The organism is Paenibacillus caui, assembly GCF_019904135.1.
Lineage (GTDB): Bacteria > Bacillota > Bacilli > Paenibacillales > Paenibacillaceae > Fontibacillus > Fontibacillus caui.
This window is the reverse complement of record NZ_JAIOGQ010000014.1, coordinates 64957-84661: the sequence shown is the minus strand read 5'-3', so window position 1 is coordinate 84661 and position 19705 is coordinate 64957. Positions and strand designations below refer to the sequence as shown.

The window sequence follows — 19705 nt, the reverse complement described above, 5'->3', positions numbered from 1 at the left end:
TGTGTCTTTTCGGTCAGGCGGGCTGCGAGTGATAACTTTGTTGGACCCCAATTCCAAATATAAGAAAAAGGAATCCACCTTGCCGTATTTTTGGCGGCCTTGCGGGTTCCTTTTTCATTACGCTTTGCCCTTTACATTTGCATTAATCTTAGGCAAAATATAGTGTCAGGTACTAAATGAGGAAACAAGAAGGCGGAGATAATACATGCGTTTGCGCGGAAGAAAAGGAATCCGGGAGAACCTGGAGAGCCAGCCGGGTCTGGTTGTTCTGGATCCCCGGGAGTATAAAGGACGCTGGAGTGAAAGGTTTGGCAATAACCGTCCGATCCATGTCGAGCTTGGCATGGGTAAAGGGCAGTTCATCAGCGGCATGAGCGTCAAATATCCGGATATCAATTTCATAGGCATGGATATGTATGACGAATTGATCCGCAGAGCCGGTGAGAAAGCAAAAAATGCCTGGTCCCTGGAAGGGGAAGGGCACCCGCCCAACCTGAATCTGGCTTTGGGCAACATTGAATTTATCGAAGAATTCTTTGAGCAGGGGGAGCTTGAACGGATTTATCTGAATTTCAGCGATCCGTGGCCGAAGACAAAGCATGGGCGCCGGCGCCTTACGCATCCTCGTTTTTTGGACAAGTACAAGAAGCTGCTCAATGATAATGGGGAAATTCACTTTAAAACGGATTCGCAAACTCTTTTTGAATTTTCGCTTAATGCGTTTGCGGCTTCCGGTCTGCAGATGAGCGACATTACTCTTAACCTGCACCGGGACGGGCTGAACGAGAAGCATGTGATGACCGAATATGAAAGCAAATTTCATGCGCAGGGAATGAACATTCATCGCTGCGAGGTGATCGTTGGCAAGGAGGCGCTTCGGCGGTACGAAGAGCGGAAGATGGGCATGTTCTGATAGCCGGGTAACTGCTGACCTCAGGGTAAAACGAATACAGAATATGTAAAATGGGCCGCTATTCACTAGCGGCCCATTTTACATATTCTTATTCGTTTTTGAGTGCTCTCCCGTTAGGAGATCACCTTTTTTTGACTTTGCTCGAGCATTTCAATGATCGCCCGGGCGCTGCCGGTCGGATGATACCGGTTGATCTTCTCAAGCACTTCCAGGCGCTTCTTGACCACCTCGTCATAATGGTTGATAAGCCGGTCCATCCAGGCGGTAATCGCATTCAGCGAGGTAATCGGCGTACCCCAGCCCTGGGAAGTGAAATATTCGGAATTCTCTTCTTCCTGACCGGGAAGCGGCTTGTGGAACAGCATCGGAATTCCCTTTGCGAGACCTTCCGTGCAGGTCATTCCGCCCGGTTTGGTAACAAGCAGATCGGAGAATTCCATCAATTTGTCAACCTCGCGCGTAAAACCGAGCAGACGGATATTCGGATGCTGGAACCTCGGATCCTCCTGCATTTTTTGCAGCTGCTTTGTGTTGTTGCCAAAGCAGAATATAATCTGAACCTGATCACGGAAGCTGGCCAGCAGGGAGTTCACCGCTTCATCCTTCATGAAGCCCCAGCCGCCGCCCATGACGAGAACGGTCGGCAGATTGTTCAGGCCGAAGCTGGCCCGAATCTCCTCCTTGTTGTGCCGCTCCCAAAAGTTCGGGTGAACCGGGATGCCGGTTACGCGAATTTTGGAGTCCTCCACACCCCGTTCAATCAGCTTTTCCCGCACCTGATTGGTGGAAACCAGATAGCAGTTCACTTCGCGGCTGACCCAGGCCCCGTGAACATCGTAGTCCGTAATGACGGTACAGAGAGGCACATCGTGTCCAAGACGCTTGATTCTTGAAATGACTGCGCTTGGAATCGGATGCGTGCAAACGATGACATTCGGGTGCAGCTGTTTGATCAGTTGGGACGTCTGTGTATAAAAAATACGGTGCAGCGCCAGCGTCGTAAATTTGTTTAAAGACTTTTTATAGTTGCTGCGATACATCATCCTCACCAGACGAGGCTGGGATGAAACGGTTTTTTTGTAAGCAGTGATGATGAAAGGCGCCATTCTTGGATTTAAAAAACTTCCAAGCTCCAGGACCTTAGTCTGCACATTTGGCGCAATTTCGCGTAAACTGCTAGAGAGCGCGTACGCCGCTTGCGTGTGCCCTGCTCCAAAACCCTCCGATAACAGCAGTATTCGTTGTTTATGCACTTTAGTTTCACCTTTTCCCGCAAGGTTTTACCATTATAAATACAATATCCCCTTTAAGGCCATAATGCAACCGTCCCAAACGCCGCTATCGTACCAATAATTCCCCCTGCAAGCACATCGGAAGGGTAGTGGAGTCCCAAATAAATTCGGGAAAGAGCCACTGTCAGCGCTACAGGCAGCAGCGGAAGAATCAGCAGGGGTTGGAGAATCATAAAAGGTACGGTAACTGAAAAAATAGCCGTAGTGTGCCCCGACGGAAAAGAATGATCCTTAAGCGGATTCCGAAACGTATGGGTTCCCGGCAACGCGAGATAAGGACGAAGCCTCGGATAGGTTTTTTTGGCTATGGCAACCGGAATATGACTGGCCGCAAGAGCCGTAAGGCTCATTAAACCGGCTGTGCTCCAGGGTCCCGACGTAAAACGCCAGATCGCCATACAGGCCAAAATGGTAAAAATGGCACCCCCCAGGTGGGTAATATAATAAAGTAAGGAAATGAGAAAACGGCGGTGAAGTCCGGTATTTATTTTTACAAACAAACGCTGATCCAAAAGCTTGAGCTTGTCGAAAAACTGCGGCTGCATAGCAGACTCCCCTCTCTTCATGTCATCCCCGGCAAGGCCTTCAAGGAAATATTCTGGAATATCTTGATCTAATGTATCATATTTTTTATTTTCAGGACGGGCTTTTATAGAAAATGCTCCGCCTTGTTTCTTTGTGACGGTTTTGTTTAGTTTTGGGTTAGTGGCTGAATTGGAATGATTCAATGATAAGCAATAAGTTTAAAATAAAATGAGCTGAAATGTAAACTTTTTGGCCCTGAGTTTCGTAATAGTTAAAGGCGATCAAAATGGCGATCCGGCCACCGGAGAATTCTGGTCTTCCTGAAATTTTAAAAAAGGAGGGCAAGAGGAAATAAAAAGGATTAAAAATGATGAAAATAAGAAATAAGCTGGTCTGAAACCAAGGGTAGAATGATACGCTGCAGCAAAGCGAGCTTCTTCGGCTGTTTTTAAGCTAATTAAGCTGAAATAAGCGGAAATCAGCTTTTGACAAATGCTCTAAAGTCGTGGAGAATCGTTATGGCGCATCACCGAGCCCTGGAGGATTACCGGCATTAGCTGCAATATCGAATCAAGCGGGTCATATGGAAAACAAAGTTTTCCGAAAAACCAACATCCAGAGAAAAAAAGCATGGATGATCTAGAGAGAAAGAGAAAGAAAACAAAAAATAATTCATCAGGGTTAAAAAAAAGGGGGCTGCAGAGAATTATGTTTGGCGATATTCTGATTTCCCTCCAGGTCATACTGGCGGTAATTGCCGTATATCAATTCGTATTCTCTTTGTTTGGCATGTACAGAAAGAAACATAAAAAGCAGTATGCACCGACGAAATCTTTTGCCATACTGGTTGCGGCGCACAATGAAGAGCGGGTTGTTGGCGCCTTGATGGAGAATTTGAAGCTGCTCAAATATCCGAAAGAGCTGTACGACGTGTTTGTCATCTGCGACAATTGTACGGACCGTACGGCTGAAGTTGTCCGCAGTCACGGGATGAACGCCTGTGTCCGCACCAATCCGAACAAGCGGGGCAAAGGCTTTGCTATTGAGTGGATGCTCCAGAAGCTGTGGGAAATGCCGCGGCAGTACGACGGTATCGTGATGTTTGATGCCGACAATCTGGCGCATCCGAATTTCCTGCAGGAGATGAACAACGATCTGTGCTCCGGGGCCAGAGTCATTCAGGGATATATCGATACCAAAAACCCGGAAGATTCCTGGATTACGGCGGCTTACGGCATTTCCTACTGGTATGTGAACCGTTTGTGGCAGCTTTCGCGCCACAACTTGAAAATGGCCAATTTCCTTGGAGGAACAGGGATGTGTTTCGAAACACAGCTGCTCAAGGAAATGGGCTGGGGAGCGACAAGCCTAGTAGAGGATCTGGAGTTTACCATGCGCTGTGTCGACCGCGGCGTTTATCCGGTCTTTAACTATGACGCCAAGCTGTTTGACGAAAAGCCGCTTACCTTTAAGGCGTCCTCTCGTCAACGACTCCGCTGGATGCAAGGCCATTTTACAGTGGCGCGCAGATACTTCTTGCCTCTGCTGTGGCGAAGCATCAAGGAACGGAGCCTTATCAAGCTTGACATGGCGCTTTATGCGGTCAATGTATATATCGTATTGATCACATTTTTGCTTGCAGCCTTGATTTGGGCCGACCAGTACCTGTTTAGCGGACCGCATTTTGCAACGCTCTATTCCTTTTTGCCGATGTGGGCTTCATTTGTTGCGGTTGGCGCCAATATCGTGACCTTTTTGCTTGCGATGGGTCTGGAGCGGGTTACTTTTAAAAAGGTCTATCTCTATCTGGTGTTGTTCCCGGTCTACCTGATCTCCTGGTATCCGATTACGTTCTATGCGTTCTTTACCCAGAACAACAAACAATGGAGCCATACCCAGCATACACGTGTTGTACGGCTGGAAGAGGTGCAGACGAGCAAACAGGGATAAGGGATGGGGCGAAAGTTATTATTCAAAGAGTTGTTGACATAGGCGATTAGCGTATGTTATATTAACAAAAGTGTTGCAAACATATGGATTGCAAGCAGAGGCCTTTTGCTTCTCACCTGACCGACGTCAGTTGGCTGGTTTTGATCCGAGTGAATTATGAATGTGTATGTTCATGATGAATTGACGGTCAATTTGGGATGCGGGTGTCTGATCCGCATCCCTTTTATTTTTCAAGTCCTACTTTAGCCGCCTGCTGCGGCGAACTTTTTGGAGGTGGAGAACTATCAGTAAGGAACATTTGATCAATGACGAGATTCGGGCAAGGGAAGTGCGTTTGGTTGGTCCGGAGGGCGAACAGATCGGCATCAAACCGATTCGTGAAGCGTTGCAAATGGCGATCGACTTGAATCTGGATTTGGTGAACGTAGCGCCAACGGCCAAACCGCCGGTGTGCCGGATTATGGATTACGGCAAATTCCGTTACGAGCAGCAGAAGAAAGAAAAGGAAGCCCGTAAAAATCAAAAAATCGTCGATGTCAAAGAAGTTTGGTTCCGTGCCAACATCGAGGAACACGACTTCCAGACAAAGCTTCGTAATGTGATCAAATTTTTGAATGATGGCAACAAAGTAAAATGCTCTGTCCGCTTTCGCGGACGTGAGATTACTCATGCGGATATCGGCCAGAAAATTTTGGAGCGCGTGAAGACGGAAGTGGCGGAATTGTCGAGCGTCGAACGCCAGCCCAAGCTGGAAGGCCGCAGCATGATCATGATTTTAGCGCCAAAAGCCTAAACGCAATTTAAAACTTTGAGGAGGAAGACCAAATGCCTAAAATGAAAACCCACAGCAGCCTGAAAGGCCGCTTTAAAATTACGGGAACCGGTAAAGTTAAACGCTACAAAGCCAACAGAAACCACCTTCTGTCCCATAAATCGAAACGCGCTAAACGTGTGCTCGCGGGCAGCCCGGTTATGTATTCCGGCGACGTAAGCCGTCTGAAACAAGGCTTGGCTAATCTGAAGTAGTAATATCTATACAATTTATCTGGGAGGTTTATTGATATGGCAAGAGTTAAAGGCGGATTCGTCGTTCGTCGTCGTCATAAAAAAGTACTTAAGCTCGCAAAGGGTTATTTCGGTTCCAAACACCGCATCTTCAAAACGGCTAAAGAGCAGGTTAACAAATCCCTGCTGTATGCATACCGTGACCGTCGTCAGAAGAAACGCGATTTCCGCAAATTGTGGATCGTTCGTATCAATGCTGCAGCACGCCAAAACGGCCTGTCCTACAGCAAGTTGATGCACGGCCTGAAATTGGCCGAAGTGAACATCAACCGCAAAATCCTTGCGGATCTGGCTGTTAACGACATTGCAGCGTTCAATTCCTTGGCCGCAGTTGCCAAAGAGAAGATCAACGCGTAAATAGTAAATACCCGGCTTTTAGCTGGCAGGGCGTCCCGAAACCGGGACGCCCTTTTGGCTTATACAGGCTAAAATACAGGCGGCAACCTTCTCCGTTGAATACATTAAGAGGAGAAACGTGAGGAGGAGGGGAATTTATGAACCGTGGCGCTATTGAAAAACAAGCTAAACAACTGGTAGGGAAAAAAATCGTTGCCTATAAAAAAGACGGCAGTGTGGTTACAGGCAAACTGGTAAAGATTAGAGGCGGACGTCTGTATGTCCAGCCCCAATCCGGAAAGAAAGTAAGAACCAAAGCTATATTGCCGCTTGTGTTATTTGATCTGCTGGCTATTGGCACAGCACCGTATGCCTATGGCGGTTACTATGGCTATCCTGGTTATGGTTATCCCAAATACGGCTACCCTGGTTATGGAGGTTATCCGTACGGAGGGTATTACTACTGACGGGAAGATAGAGGCTTCTCCATTTCAAAGCATTGAGTCTGTGGCATAAACCGAAGGGTGTGATATCCCAGTTTGCTGTAGAATAGGTGGGCGCGGGCATTTCCCCCGTCCACCATTACTTTTGACCGGCTGCAGCCCCTGGAGGCGGCAAAATTCTCGGCTTGCGCCATAAGCGACTTGCCGTAACATTTCAGCTGATGCTCTTTGGCAACGGCTATCATATCGATAAAGAGCAGGTCGCCGTGAATCATGAAGTGGATAAAAGCGACCGGATCGGCTTCATAATGGGGGGCGGCTATAAGAGTTACGCCGTGTTTCATGCGATCGGGAAGATTTTTTCGGATCTTTTCCAGTTCATCTGCAGACAGGTGGCTCTTTGGGACAAGCTCCTTCTCAATCAGTCTGTAGATGACCGGGTCGTCCTGTTTTGGCCTCCGATAACGAATCATCTGCGTACTCCTCCTTCGACTTCGGACTAAGCATGCGGGAACAGACGCTGTTCTCATCCCTGAGCCCTAAAAAGGACTAAAGAGGATGCCAGCGTGCGTCCGGCATCCTTTCGGTATGCGCCCTTGCTTATCCTATGATTCGAAGCCGCGGAGGGTGACGTAAAATTTTATTTTGAAAACTCTTGACTACGCGTGTAAGGAATCATATAATGTTCCTAACCATTTTAACAATTTAACGCTATAAACCAACGGCTATGAAGAGGACGAAGGTTTAAGGGCTCTATGTTCAGAGAGTGGATGGATTTGCTGAGACCACCACCATTATTCCCTTAAATGCGAGCTCACCTCGGAGCTGTTTCCCTGAAAAGCGCTTCTGTCCGGAAGGTATACCGCAGAAGACGGTTATTAGGGGGAATCGTACGGTCTACGTTACGGACTTTGGGTAAGGGAATACCATGTATCCTGTTCTTTCTTACCCGCCAAGACTTGGCATTGTGAAGTGCCTTGTGAATTTGGGTGGTACCGCGTAAGGGAATAACCTTTCGCCCCTCTAGTGCAGCTATTCTGCAAGAGGGACGAAAGGTTTTTTTTGTTGTTAAGACAATGATATGGAGATCATAACGAAAAAACTGCCCGCTAATCCTAAAGAGGAGGAGACCCAAAGTGAAAACGCAAATTCCAGAAATGCGGTCTACAGAACAATTACGTGAGAAATGGATGAAGCCGGAGGTCATTACCGGTTCGGAAATTTTACTTAGAAGCTTGCTGCTTGAAGGGGTGGAATGTGTCTTTGGATATCCGGGAGGAGCGGTGCTGTATATTTATGACGCGCTCTACGGTTTCAGCGATTTCCACCATCTGCTCACCCGCCACGAACAGGGGGCCATCCATGCGGCTGACGGCTATGCAAGAGCCAGCGGCAAGGTTGGCGTCTGCATCGCCACTTCGGGTCCGGGGGCAACCAACCTGGTGACGGGCATTGCGACGGCGTACATGGATTCGGTTCCGCTCGTTGTCATCACCGGGAATGTGGCAACGACGCTTATCGGCACCGATGCTTTCCAGGAAGCCGATATTACCGGCATCACTATGCCGATTACGAAACACAGCTACCTGGTCCGGGATGTTAAAGACCTTTCAAGGGTCATCCACGAGGCTTTTCATATCGCAAACAGCGGACGCAAAGGGCCGGTGCTGATCGATATTCCGAAGGATGTATCCGCAGCGACGGTGCTGTTTGAGCCTAGTGAAACGATGAACCTTCGCGGATATAATCCGACGATCACGCCGAACCGGCTGCAGCTTGAGAAAGTGGCGGCCGCGATCGAAGAAGCCGAGCGTCCGGTCATTCTCGCCGGCGGCGGGGTAGTCTACTCTGGAGGCCATGAAGAGCTGCTTGAGTTTGTGGAGCGGACCGAAATTCCCATCACGACTACACTGCTCGGTCTCGGCAGTTTCCCGAGCGGCAACAGCCTGTGGATGGGCATGCCGGGAATGCACGGCACCTACACGGCGAACCATGGCATCCAGCAATCGGATCTGCTGATCTGCATCGGGGCCCGCTTCGATGACCGGGTAACCGGGAAGCTGGACGGCTTTGCGCCGAAAGCGAAGATCGTCCACATCGATATTGACCCGGCTGAAATCGGCAAGAACGTGCATGCGGACATCCCGGTCGTCGGCGATGTCAAGACGGTGCTGAAGCAGCTGAACAAGATGGTAAAGCGCACGGACAAGGCGGACGCCTGGCGCGACCAGATCCGGGTTTGGAAGGCGGAGAAGCCTTTCAAGTACAAGGATACTAACGACGGACTCAAACCGCAGTGGGTCATCGAAATGCTGGACGAGACGACACATGGACAGGCGATTGTGACAACGGACGTTGGGCAGCATCAAATGTGGACGGCACAGTACTACAAATTCAATCAGCCGCGCTCATGGATTACGTCCGGCGGGCTGGGCACGATGGGCTTCGGCTTCCCATCCGCTATCGGAGCGCAGATGGCTCATCCGGACCGTTTGGTCATCTCGATCAACGGCGACGGAGGGATGCAGATGTGTTCCCAGGAGCTGGCCATTTGCGCGATCAACAACATTCCGGTCAAAATCGTCGTCATCAACAACCAGGTGCTGGGCATGGTCAGACAGTGGCAGGAGCTGATTTATGACAATCGTTACAGCCATATCGATCTGGCCGGAAGTCCTGATTTCGTGAAGCTTGCCGAGGCTTACGGCGTTAAGGGGCTGCGGGCTGCAAACAAGGAAGAGGCGCAGGCCGTTTGGCAGGAGGCGCTTGAAACACCGGGACCGGTGCTGGTAGAATTCGTGGTCCACAAGGAAGAAAATGTTTATCCGATGGTTACTCAGGGTTCTACCATTGATCAAATGTTGATGGGGGACTGTGAATAATGATGATGAACCATGCGATTGCGGTATTAGTAAATGACCAGCCTGGCGTTCTGCAGCGGGTGTCCGGCTTGTTCGGCCGGCGCGGCTTCAACATCGAAAGCATTACGGTCGGGCAATCGGAAGAACCCGGTCTTTCCCGGATGGTTATTGTCACCAAGGGAGACGACCATACACTGGAGCAAATTGAAAAGCAGCTGTATAAATTGATCGATGTGATCAAAGTAGTGAATCTTAGCACCATGCCGATGGTATCCCGCGAGCTCGCGCTCATCAAGGTCAAGTCGGAGCCGGCGGAACGGCCGGAAATTATGGGTCTGGTTGAAACCTTCCGGGCAGCGGTTGTCGATATCGGCACGAAAAATATGATGGTGCAGGTTGTAGGAGATACGGATAAGATTGATGCGATGCTGGAGCTGCTGAAGCCTTACGGCGTTCAGGAATTGTCGCGGACGGGCGTAACGGCTATGACGCGGGGCAATCTTTAGAATTTGTATCGGGCAACGCCTAAAAAAATGTTCATAAGACCCGCTTCTAATGAGCGGGGGTTTGAGGCGATCTTGGGTAGGTAGGTCGTCTGAAATACCCGCTCATTAGGTTGAAGGGTTAGGAAAAACGCCGCTATTCGCTGCAGCGAAAACGGCGAAACATCATTACTAGGAGGATTCATAAACATGGCAGTTACTTTGTATTACGAACAAGATGCAGAACTCAACGTATTAAAGGGCAAAACCATTTCGATTATCGGTTATGGCAGCCAAGGTCATGCTCACGCCCAAAACCTCCGCGACAGCGGTTTGAACGTTATTATCGGGCTTCGCGAAGGCAAGTCCTTCGACAAGGCTAAAGAGGACGGCTTTGAAGTGCTGTCCGTAGCCGAAGCAACAAGCCGCGCGGATGTCGTGCAAATTCTGATGCCTGACGAAACGCAGGCAGCTGTGTATAACAAAGAGATTGCTCCTAACCTGAAGAAGGGCGCAGCTCTGCTGTTCGCACACGGCTTTAATGTGCATTTCGGTCAAATCGTTCCTTCCAAAGATAACGACGTGCTGCTCGTTGCTCCAAAATCTCCTGGACACATGGTTCGCCGCACTTATGTCGACGGATTCGGCGTACCAGGCTTGATTGCGGTTCATCAGGATGCAACCGGACAAGCCAAAGAAATCGGTCTTGCTTATGCAAAAGGGATCGGTTGTACGCGCGCCGGGGTTATTGAAACCTCCTTCCGCGAAGAAACCGAAACGGACCTGTTTGGTGAACAGGCTGTATTGTGCGGCGGCGTAAGCGCCCTGATCAAAGCCGGTTTTGAAACGCTGACCGAAGCAGGCTATGCTCCGGAAATGGCTTACTTCGAATGTCTGCATGAATTGAAGCTGATCGTCGATCTGATTTATGAAGGCGGCCTGGCTACGATGCGCGACTCCATCAGTAACACGGCTGAATACGGCGACTATGTAACGGGTCCACGCGTTGTAACCGATGAAACGAAAAAAGCGATGAAAGAAGTGCTGGCAGATATCCAGCAAGGCAAATTTGCCCGCGACTTCATTCTCGAGAACCAGTCCAACCGTGCATTCCTGACGGCTACCCGCCGCAATGAAGCCGCTCATCCAATTGAAGTGGTTGGCGCTGAGCTTCGTGGTCTGATGCACTGGATTAAGAAATAAGTCTATACTAAGGATTTAAGATAGGCTTCCTCGGGCGTGTGATCATCGCAGCAAGCAGCCGGATTCTACGCTGCTTTCGGGGGAAGCCAAAAGGCGGGTCTTTTGCCTTCAGTTGATGCGGCCGTGCAATTGATTTGCGTGGGCCGCATCTTTGGGTTTGAAGGAAAGACCCGTCATTTACTTGAAGGAGGTGCAGGCATGAGGAAAATTTATATATTTGATACGACATTGCGGGATGGAGAACAGTCTCCCGGCGTAAATCTCAACACACGGGAAAAGGTGGAAATTGCGCTTCAGCTGGAGCGGCTTGGCATCGACCGGATCGAAGCGGGTTTTCCTGCCGCGTCTCCCGGCGATCTGGCTGCTGTGGATGCGGTGGCGCGTGCCGTTAAGAAGTCAACCATTGTAGGCTTGTCGAGATCTCGAACCCAGGACATTGATGCGGCTTACGAAGCGCTTAAGGGCGCTGAAGACGCCCGGATTCATCTTTTTCTGGCAACAAGCCCGATCCATCGGAAGTATAAGCTGAAAATGGAGAAGGACCAGGTCATTGAAACGGCGAAGGAAGCGATCCGTTACGCGAAGAAATATTTTTCACAGATTGAATTTTCCGCTGAGGACGCCGGCCGCACGGAGATCGATTTTCTGAGCGAGGTTGCTTCCATGGCCGTTCGTGAAGGCGTTTCGGTATTCAACGTACCTGATACGGTTGGATATTTAACCCCGTATGAATATGGGAATATTTTTAAGACACTTAAGGAAAATGTGGAAGGTATTGAAAAGATCCAGCTCAGCGCCCACTGTCATGACGATCTGGGTATGGCAACCGTGAATGCGCTGGCGGCTATTCTGAACGGCGCGGACCAGATCGAAGGTACGATCAACGGCATCGGCGAACGCGCCGGCAATACGGCGCTTGAGGAAATCGCCCTGGCGCTGGAAACGCGTCAGGATTATTTTGGTGCCAAGACATCGCTTGTGCTCAGTGAAATTGCGCGTACGAGCCGCTTGATCAGCAAGCTGACAGGCATGGTCGTTCCAGGCAACAAAGCGATTGTCGGAGCGAACGCGTTTGCTCATGAATCTGGCATTCACCAGGACGGCATGCTGAAGGAGAAGAGCACCTACGAAATTATTTCCCCGGAAACGATCGGCCTGAAAGAAAGCAAGCTTGTGCTGGGCAAACATTCAGGACGGCACGCTTTCCGTGAGAAGCTCCTGGATCTGGGATATACGGCGAGTGAGGAGCGTTTAAATGAAGCGTTCGCCAAATTCAAAACGCTGGCTGACAAGAAGAAAGACGTTACCGACGAGGATATTTTAGCTATTCTGGAGGAGAAGTTGGTCGAAAGACCGGAGGTATTCCATCTGGAAACGATCTATGTAACTTACGGCAACGAGTCCGTGCCTTCCGCCAAAGTACGGATGACCGTGGCGGGAAGCGAAGTGACGGAAGAGGCCGAAGGCAACGGTTCGGTTGATGCCATTTATAACGCGATTGACAAAGCCTCGGGCGAAGAGGTTACCCTCTCTGACTATTCGATCAAATCGGTTGGCCGGGGCAAGGATGCCCAGGGCGAGGTTCATGTTGTGCTCGGTCAGGGCAAGCTGAGCGCACAGGGCCGCGGGGTCAGCACAGATATTCTGGAAGCCAGCGCAAGAGCTTATATCGATGCGCTCAACGGACTAGCCGAACGCCGCAAATCCTTCGAAAATGTGCAAGGCTAAAGGCCAATAACGGGCTGCTTTCCTTCTGCAAAAAGCGTGCGGAGGGGGCGGCCTTCCTTTCATGTTTTTATAGGATAATCCTATTAGCGTAATAGCTTCTATATCTTTGTCTATAGCCTGCCGGTATGTTACAACTGAATAAGATGGAATTACCGAATAAAGAGGAGTGTTCTTATGTCAGAAGTCAAGAAAATCGCCGTTATTGCCGGCGACGGAATTGGTCCCGAAGTCGTCAGGGAAGCGGAAAAAGTATTAAAGCGTACGGAAGAGCTGTTCGGCTATCGCTTTGAAACAGAGCATGCGCTGTTTGGAGGAATTGCGATTGACGAGAAGGGTACTCCGCTGCCGGAGGAAACCCTTAAAATATGCAAGAAGGCTGACGCTGTATTGCTCGGCGCCGTCGGCGGTCCGAAATGGGACAGCAATCCGAAAGAGCTTCGTCCGGAAACAGGTCTTCTGGGGATCCGCAAAGCGCTGGGTTTGTTCTCGAACCTTCGCCCTGCAGTTGTCTTTGACTGTCTTAAGGATGCATCTACCCTGAAGCCGGAAGTGCTGGAAGGAACGGATTTGATTGTAGTGCGCGAACTGACGGGCGGCATTTATTTCGGGGAGAAATATCGCCGTGACACCGAGAACGGGCAGCAAGCCGTGGATACCTGCACCTATAATGTCAGCGAAGTGGAGCGGATCGTCCGCCAGGCCTTTGACATTGCCCGCAAGCGCCGCAAAAAATTGGCTTCGGTCGATAAGGCCAATGTTCTTGAAACTTCCCGTCTGTGGCGTGAAGTCGTGATCCGGGTTGCAGCGGAATATCCGGATGTGGAACTGGAGCACGTGCTCGTCGACAACTGTGCGATGCAGTTGCTGCGCCGTCCGTCCAGCTTTGACGTTATTGTTACCGAGAACATGTTCGGCGACATTTTGAGCGATGAAGCAGCGATGCTGACGGGCTCTATCGGCATGCTCTCTTCGGCTTCGCTCGGAGAAGGCAGCTTCGGTCTGTACGAGCCGGTTCATGGCTCCGCACCGGACATTGCCGGACAAAATCTGGCGAACCCGATTGCGACGATTCTTTCGGTGGCTTTGATGTTCCGTCTTACATTCGGTTATGAGGATGCGGCGAATGCGATCGAAGCGGCTGTAGCGGAAGTGCTGGATGCGGGCCACCGTACCGGCGATATTGCCGTTGACAAGTCCCGCGCGGTCGGTACCGATGCCATGGGCGATCTTATTATTGCGGCGATGAAGAAGTAGTTTTCAAACGTTCGAACGCTGCTGAATGTTCACTGAATATCACTAAATTATAATTATTCTAAAAAAATAATGACTATAATCTTGACTTTGATTATGCCGAGATGATACCATTTGAAATGTAATCAAGAACAAAAATATCATCTAGGAATGCGGATCAATCCGCCGTCCTTACATATTTCAAAGGAGGATTATAATCATGGCAGAACGTTTAGTTGGAAGACCCGCACCAGATTTCAGTATGGAGACTGTATCCGGAGACGGCAAGGAATTTGGGCATGCCAAATTGTCCGATTACCGCGGTAAATGGCTGGTATTCTTCTTCTATCCGCTCGATTTTACTTTCGTATGCCCTACGGAAATCACGGCGCTGAGCGAGGCTTTTGATCAATTCAAAGCGCTTGATACCGAAGTTCTTGGTGTAAGTATTGACTCGATCCACAGCCACAAAGCATGGATCAATACACCGAAGGAAAGCAACGGTCTTGGACAACTCAACTTCCCGCTTGCTTCCGACATTACGAAGAAAGTGGCCAGCGACTACGGCATTCTGATTGAAGAAGAAGGCGTAGCGCTTCGCGGATTGTTCATCATTGATCCTGAAGGCGAGCTTAAATATCAAGTGGTTAACCACAACGATGTGGGCCGCAGTGTTGAAGAAACGCTCCGCGTTCTGCAAGCTCTGCAATCCGGCGGATTGTGCCCAATGAACTGGAAACCAGGCGACAAAAACCTGACTGTTTAATATCAGAACCAGGTTGCCGCAAATGAAACCCCCTTTTGACGATTTGTCAAGCAGGGGGTTTTTTGCACCGTTGAGCGAGGTGTTTTTACTGCTGACTAAACGCTGACTGAAATACGCAAAAATGGGTAAAAATCTAACATGACGACAGGAATCGCTCTTCCCATTCGAGAATAAGTTATATATTAAGAATGAACCGAGATCAGGAAGGTGATGGGGAATGAGTTTTTGCTGCGGAGCCAGTATGGTGGGAACAAAGGGAACACTAAAACATTATCGTACACAGGTCCACAATGTTCCCCTGCTTTTATGCCCGGTATGTCATCGGGTTGAGGTTCATTACAAGGTCGAGAACGAATACGAAATACTGGCTGAATATGCGCATGCCGATGGGGCAACGGAAATTGATTTTTCCGATTTTGTAACCGAAGACGACGAATCCATTTTTGTTAACTGCGTCAATGATGAGCGGGAGGATCCGCTGGATATTGTAAAGAGACAGATTGACAGTTCGCTCGACCTGCTTATGGTTGCCAAACATATTGGAGACGAAAAATGGGAGAGCGAGCTGAAACTGCGGCTTGCCTTTATGAGCAGACGAAAAACACGGCTCCAGCATCGTTAACAGGAGCTTCAAATTCAGGCGAAGAAGCGGTTTTCCGAAACGGAAGGCCGCTTTTTCCCCATTAAACGTTTCCATAGGAATATCCCTCTTTTTTCGACAGTATCTCTGATTGACTGGATCAGACAACCTATTTATGATTAAATTAACAGAGTAACTTTTTTGTGGGAGAAGACCGGAGATACTTACCTTTTCAAGTGCTGAGCGGGATTGCCTGCATGCTGCTGTTCTAAGTTTGCATATTTGCATATAAGTTTTTTGAAAAGTACCGGAATTTATGGGTTATTGGTTACAAAACTTGAAAAGTGTTTGCGGTCTTAACGGAGATGACTGACGTATATCCGCAATTTCTCCATTCTGCGATGAAGAGCCAACCAGGCAGGAACATCATTCATGGGAAAAGGAGGAAAACAACTTGTTGAGTGAAATCGAAGAAACTCTGCTCCAACCGGTAGAAATGTTTGAGTCGGCCCAGCTTGTGAAGAACAAGTATGAAAATGTCCTGCAACACATGGACAATGGAATCATTTTATTTAATTGTGAAGGTCAGGTATCCTTCGCCAACTCGCAAATGGCTAATATTCTGGAATTATCGTCGCGCCAGACACTCATCGGCAGCAATCTTCTGCGGCTGCTACGTCACCCTTATTTAGGAAGGGACAAGCGTAAACGGATCATCAGCATCTATCGTGAAATAATATGCAAGCATAAAAAGCAGCTTGAAATGACAGACGAATACGGAAGAGTTTGGCTTGTGTCAGCTACATATGGGGATCAACTTGATGGGGATCTGTTGCTCAGCTTCAAAGATATTTCGTATTTTAAAGAGATTGAACGTACGGCTTATCATAACGACAAAATGGCGGTACTGGGCAAAATTTCCGCAGCCATTGCCCATGAAATAAGAAATCCGCTTACAGCGATCCGCGGGTTCATCCAACTGCTGCGGCCTCATCTGATCCAGCTGGGCAAGGAGGAGTATGCGCGGATTATTTTGACGGAAATTGATCGGACCAATGATATCATCTATGAATTTCTGAACTCTTCCAAGCCGTCCGCTCCGGAAAAGGCCGTTCTCAGAGTATCTTCGCTGCTTAGACAGGCTGTGCTTTTAACTGAAAGCGAGGCCTTGATGAAAGGCTGCGAAATTTCGTTCGAATCGGAACAGGAAGAGATGCTTATATCGATCGATGCCAAACAAATCAAACAGGTGCTTCTGAACCTGATCAAGAATGCCATGGATGCGATAGAGGAAATATCCGGTCGAAGAGGAGAAATTCATATCGATGCCAAATCCGACGGCACCAACGCTATTATATCGATACGCGATAACGGCAGCGGAATGGAGCAAGCAAGCCTGAATAGATTGTCCGATCCTTTTTTCACGACCAAGGAAAAGGGGACAGGTCTGGGGCTATCGGAAAGTTACCGCATCATTAAAAATCATGGTGGTTCCATAGAAGTGGAAAGCAGCATAGGCAAGGGTACTACCTTTATGATATCGCTTCCATTAGCTCACTGAAAGCAAAACCTCCTACTTTTAGGGTAATATGCTAAACAAGTGAGCAAATTTTGGTCATATAAACCCATATATTTCCAGCTCTTTAGGTCAATCAGGTTTCTCAAGGAAAGTCGAGCCCCGTTTATAACGGGGCTTTTTTGCTTCCCTCAGGAGGAGCACAGCAGGCAGCCGTGCAGGCTTTGCTGTGAGAACAGCCAGCACATGCTCCTTTCTTGCTTTTCTTAAAGAAACGGTACAATGTCCATCCCGCATAGGCGAAGATCACTAACGTAATCCCAATACCGATCATAAACCTCTATACCTCCTCGAATGCCCGGCGAGCCTTTGGTTCCTCAGGAAAATCCAAGCAAGCGGGCTCCTTGATAAAAGATAAACGAAACCAGATATGCGAGTATAAGGCAGTATCCAACTGAAAACAGCGTCCATTTCCAGGAAGCGGATTCCTTGCGGATGACGCCAACGGTTGCCAGACAAGGAGTATACAGCAGCACAAAGACCATGAAGCTTAATCCCTGAAGGGGAGTAAAAGCATGGGCAATTTGCTGGCCAAGCAGATCGCCGGGAGCATGATAAATAATGTTCATCGTCGAAACGACAACCTCCTTGGCCATAAAACCGGTGATGAGCGAGGCTCCCGCTTGCCAGGTGCCAAAGCCAATCGGCGATAACAGGGGAGCGACCAATCCGCCGATCCAGGCCAGAAAGCTGTCATTCATATCAACGTTTATTCCTGAAGGACCGCAAAAGGTAAGCAGCCAAATAACGACGGAACCGCCCATAATAATCGTACCGGCTTTGCGCAGAAATCCTTTGCCTTTTTCCCAGGTGTTTCTGAACAAGGCAGCCATTTGCGGCATACGATATGGCGGCAGCTCGATGACAAACAAGGATGAACTGCCATTAAACAGCACGGAAGAAAATAATTTGGCTGCGAGCATAGCCGAAACAATACCGAGCAGATACAGGGACAGCACGATCAAGGCTTGATGGCTCTCGAAAAAAATGCCCGCAAACAAAGCATAAACCGGCAGGCGCGCGGAGCAGGACATAAGCGGAACAAGCAGCATTGTCAGCGTACGCTCTTTGGGCTGCTCAATGCTGCGCGCAGCCATGATTGCCGGAACGTTGCAGCCAAAACCGATAATGAACGGGATGATCGATTTGCCGCTGAGCCCGATTTTTTCCATCCATTTGTCGGTCAGAAGGGTGATGCGGGCCATATATCCCGAGTCTTCAATGAAAGAAATCATCAGAAACAAAAGGAAAATTTGCGGTACGAAAACAAGAACTCCCCCTACGCCCCCAGCGATTCCGTCCAGGATTAGCGCGCTGGTAAATGCCGAAGCATGAATAGCGGAAAGACCATCAGAAATCCAGTTGTTCAGCGGGCCGGAAATGAAGCTGTCCAGCAGATCGGACAATGGGTTGCCGACCCAGTCGAACGTAATTTGAAACATAAGGAACATGAAAGCCGCGAACAGCGGGAGACCGAACAAGGGATGCGTGACAACGCTGTCGATCCGTTCCGTCAAGCTGTGCGGCTTCTGATGGGACCGGTCCATCGCTTTCCGGCAAATCCGGTTGATCCGTTCTGTTCGGATGTGTTTCATATATTCGGGTATGGATTGACTGACGCCCTCCGCTTCAAGTCTGGAGCTGCAGCTTGCACAGATTAAGCTCAGACTGTCATTCAAGCCGTGCGGAAGAGCATCCATAACGGCCGGATTGTTCTCCAGTATTTGCAGTGCAATCCAGCGCAGGGAAGCTCGAGTGTCTTTCGGAAAAGAAGCTGCCCCGAGTTCCCTGCTAATGCGGTCCACGGCTTCTTCAATCGCGGCGCCATAGAACAGATGGCCAGCCGCCATTCCGTCGCTTGGAGGTTCCAGCTCCCGTACCTTTTCAAGCAGTTCCCGGCTCCCGGCCCCGGTTCGGGCAATGAGAGGGATAACGGGCACACCCAGTTCATCGGCCAAGACGTCGGAGTACACTTCAATCCCTCTGGCTTTGGCGACATCCGTCATATTAAGGCCGATTACAACCGGTTTGCCGTAGTCCACCAGCTGCAGGGTGAGCTGCAGATTTCGTTCCAGTTGGGAAGCGTCAACAATATTGATAAGCAGTGAAGGAGATTCCTCCATCAGGTAATGGGCCGCAACAGCTTCGTCTTTGGACAAGGGCCGCAAAGAATAAATGCCCGGCAGATCCGTCAGCAGCCCCGAATTGTCCCTCAGTTCGCCAACTTTTTTTTCCACGGTGACGCCGGACCAGTTCCCCACATATTCGTAGGAACTCGTCAGCTTGTTGAACAGAGAGGTTTTCCCTGTGTTGGGATTGCCGATTAACGCTGCGTTTTTCATGAAAGGAATACCTCAATTCTGGCAGCATCGCTTTGTCTGATCCCGATAAGCTGTCCTGCCGCTTCGAGTGTAATCGGTCCGCCGAAAGGAATGCGGCTTTTGATCTTTATGGCGGTTCCTTCTTCAACTCCCAGGTCGGAGAGGCGTGATTTAAGCAGGGGAGCAACCAGGTCCATTTGAAAAATACGGGCGCTGTTGCCTGGCCGCAGCTGGTCCAGGGCAATTCGTTCTTGATTCATAAGGTATGTCTCCCCTCTGTAATATTCTTCATTAATTGTAATTGATAATCAATCTCATTTATATGTAAGCAGACTGTATCATAACACTATAAAAATTACTGTGATAAATGTCACACTAATCTTTGCTTTAAAGCGGCAAACAATCTTCTTTACTTTAGCGAATTGCATCAAGTA

At 49.2% G+C, this 19705-nt stretch carries 20 protein-coding genes; 14 read left to right on the top strand and 6 right to left on the bottom strand.

The window, feature by feature from the left end:
- Positions 1 to 205 precede the first annotated feature (205 nt).
- Entirely contained in the window at positions 206 to 913 is a 708-nt protein-coding gene (trmB, locus tag K7397_RS10355) for a tRNA (guanosine(46)-N7)-methyltransferase TrmB (protein WP_223067878.1), read from the top strand.
- Positions 914 to 1026: 113 nt separating this feature from the next.
- Here trmB and K7397_RS10350 read toward each other — a convergent pair whose 3' ends face one another.
- Positions 1027 to 2166, bottom strand: coding sequence for an MGDG synthase family glycosyltransferase (locus tag K7397_RS10350; protein WP_223067877.1), 1140 nt, complete (start codon positions 2164 to 2166; stop codon positions 1027 to 1029).
- Between the two features lie 53 nt (positions 2167 to 2219).
- Complete coding sequence (locus K7397_RS10345) at positions 2220 to 2750, bottom strand: phosphatase PAP2 family protein (RefSeq protein WP_237690829.1); 531 nt, start codon at positions 2748 to 2750, stop codon at positions 2220 to 2222.
- A gap of 688 nt (positions 2751 to 3438) precedes the next feature.
- On the opposite strand from K7397_RS10345, the gene K7397_RS10340 reads away from it, so the two are divergent.
- From K7397_RS10340 to K7397_RS10320, 5 genes are all read left to right on the top strand, one after another.
- A complete protein-coding gene (locus K7397_RS10340) occupies positions 3439 to 4680 on the top strand; it encodes a glycosyltransferase family 2 protein (protein ID WP_223067875.1) in 1242 nt (413 codons plus the stop codon).
- Positions 4681 to 4978: 298 nt separating this feature from the next.
- Positions 4979 to 5473 carry a translation initiation factor IF-3 gene (infC, locus tag K7397_RS10335; protein WP_223067874.1) on the top strand — a complete coding sequence of 165 codons (495 nt, stop codon included), beginning with the start codon at positions 4979 to 4981 and terminating at the stop codon, positions 5471 to 5473.
- Between the two features lie 32 nt (positions 5474 to 5505).
- Entirely contained in the window at positions 5506 to 5706 is a 201-nt protein-coding gene (gene rpmI / locus K7397_RS10330; RefSeq protein WP_223067873.1) for a 50S ribosomal protein L35, read from the top strand.
- A gap of 36 nt (positions 5707 to 5742) precedes the next feature.
- The gene (gene rplT, locus K7397_RS10325) at positions 5743 to 6102 is read left to right on the top strand and encodes a 50S ribosomal protein L20 (RefSeq protein WP_223067872.1); all 360 of its coding nucleotides are present in this window, start codon (positions 5743 to 5745) and stop codon (positions 6100 to 6102) included.
- Between the two features lie 137 nt (positions 6103 to 6239).
- Complete coding sequence (locus tag K7397_RS10320; RefSeq protein ID WP_223067871.1) at positions 6240 to 6548, top strand: hypothetical protein; 309 nt, start codon at positions 6240 to 6242, stop codon at positions 6546 to 6548.
- Here the strand turns inward: K7397_RS10320 and K7397_RS10315 are convergent.
- Positions 6542 to 6997 carry a GNAT family N-acetyltransferase gene (locus K7397_RS10315; RefSeq protein ID WP_223067870.1) on the bottom strand — a complete coding sequence of 152 codons (456 nt, stop codon included), beginning with the start codon at positions 6995 to 6997 and terminating at the stop codon, positions 6542 to 6544. The genes K7397_RS10320 and K7397_RS10315 overlap by 7 nt on opposite strands.
- A gap of 663 nt (positions 6998 to 7660) precedes the next feature.
- On the opposite strand from K7397_RS10315, the gene ilvB reads away from it, so the two are divergent.
- The 8 genes from ilvB (at position 7661) to K7397_RS10275 (ending at position 16935) form a co-directional block, all read left to right on the top strand.
- The gene (ilvB, locus tag K7397_RS10310; RefSeq protein WP_223067869.1) at positions 7661 to 9406 is read left to right on the top strand and encodes a biosynthetic-type acetolactate synthase large subunit; all 1746 of its coding nucleotides are present in this window, start codon (positions 7661 to 7663) and stop codon (positions 9404 to 9406) included.
- A complete protein-coding gene (ilvN, locus tag K7397_RS10305; RefSeq protein WP_420488774.1) occupies positions 9406 to 9891 on the top strand; it encodes an acetolactate synthase small subunit in 486 nt (161 codons plus the stop codon). Before ilvB ends, ilvN begins: the two co-directional genes overlap by 1 nt.
- Positions 9892 to 10077: 186 nt before the next feature.
- On the top strand, positions 10078 to 11070 hold the full coding sequence (ilvC, locus tag K7397_RS10300) for a ketol-acid reductoisomerase (RefSeq protein ID WP_223067868.1): 993 nt from the start codon (positions 10078 to 10080) through the stop codon (positions 11068 to 11070).
- A 198-nt stretch (positions 11071 to 11268) separates the two neighbouring features.
- Positions 11269 to 12798 (top strand): 2-isopropylmalate synthase, encoded by a 1530-nt coding sequence (locus tag K7397_RS10295; protein WP_223067867.1) that lies wholly within the window; start codon positions 11269 to 11271, stop codon positions 12796 to 12798.
- A 174-nt stretch (positions 12799 to 12972) separates the two neighbouring features.
- Positions 12973 to 14052 (top strand): 3-isopropylmalate dehydrogenase, encoded by a 1080-nt coding sequence (gene leuB, locus K7397_RS10290; protein ID WP_223067866.1) that lies wholly within the window; start codon positions 12973 to 12975, stop codon positions 14050 to 14052.
- 196 nt (positions 14053 to 14248) lie between these two features.
- Positions 14249 to 14794, top strand: a complete 546-nt coding sequence (locus K7397_RS10285) for a peroxiredoxin (RefSeq protein WP_223067865.1) — start codon at positions 14249 to 14251, stop codon at positions 14792 to 14794.
- 217 nt (positions 14795 to 15011) lie between these two features.
- On the top strand, positions 15012 to 15416 hold the full coding sequence (locus tag K7397_RS10280) for a hypothetical protein (RefSeq protein WP_223067864.1): 405 nt from the start codon (positions 15012 to 15014) through the stop codon (positions 15414 to 15416).
- A gap of 412 nt (positions 15417 to 15828) precedes the next feature.
- Positions 15829 to 16935 (top strand): ATP-binding protein, encoded by a 1107-nt coding sequence (locus K7397_RS10275; protein WP_223067863.1) that lies wholly within the window; start codon positions 15829 to 15831, stop codon positions 16933 to 16935.
- A gap of 121 nt (positions 16936 to 17056) precedes the next feature.
- Here K7397_RS10275 and K7397_RS10270 read toward each other — a convergent pair whose 3' ends face one another.
- From K7397_RS10270 to K7397_RS10260, 3 genes are read right to left on the bottom strand one after another with little or no spacing between them, the layout of a single operon-like run.
- Positions 17057 to 17224 (bottom strand): FeoB-associated Cys-rich membrane protein, encoded by a 168-nt coding sequence (locus K7397_RS10270; RefSeq protein ID WP_223067862.1) that lies wholly within the window; start codon positions 17222 to 17224, stop codon positions 17057 to 17059.
- Between the two features lie 43 nt (positions 17225 to 17267).
- Positions 17268 to 19292 carry a ferrous iron transport protein B gene (gene feoB, locus K7397_RS10265; protein WP_223067861.1) on the bottom strand — a complete coding sequence of 675 codons (2025 nt, stop codon included), beginning with the start codon at positions 19290 to 19292 and terminating at the stop codon, positions 17268 to 17270.
- Positions 19289 to 19531, bottom strand: coding sequence for a FeoA family protein (locus K7397_RS10260; protein ID WP_237690828.1), 243 nt, complete (start codon positions 19529 to 19531; stop codon positions 19289 to 19291). The genes feoB and K7397_RS10260 overlap by 4 nt, the downstream gene beginning before the upstream one ends.
- Between the last annotated feature and the right edge of the window lie 174 nt (positions 19532 to 19705).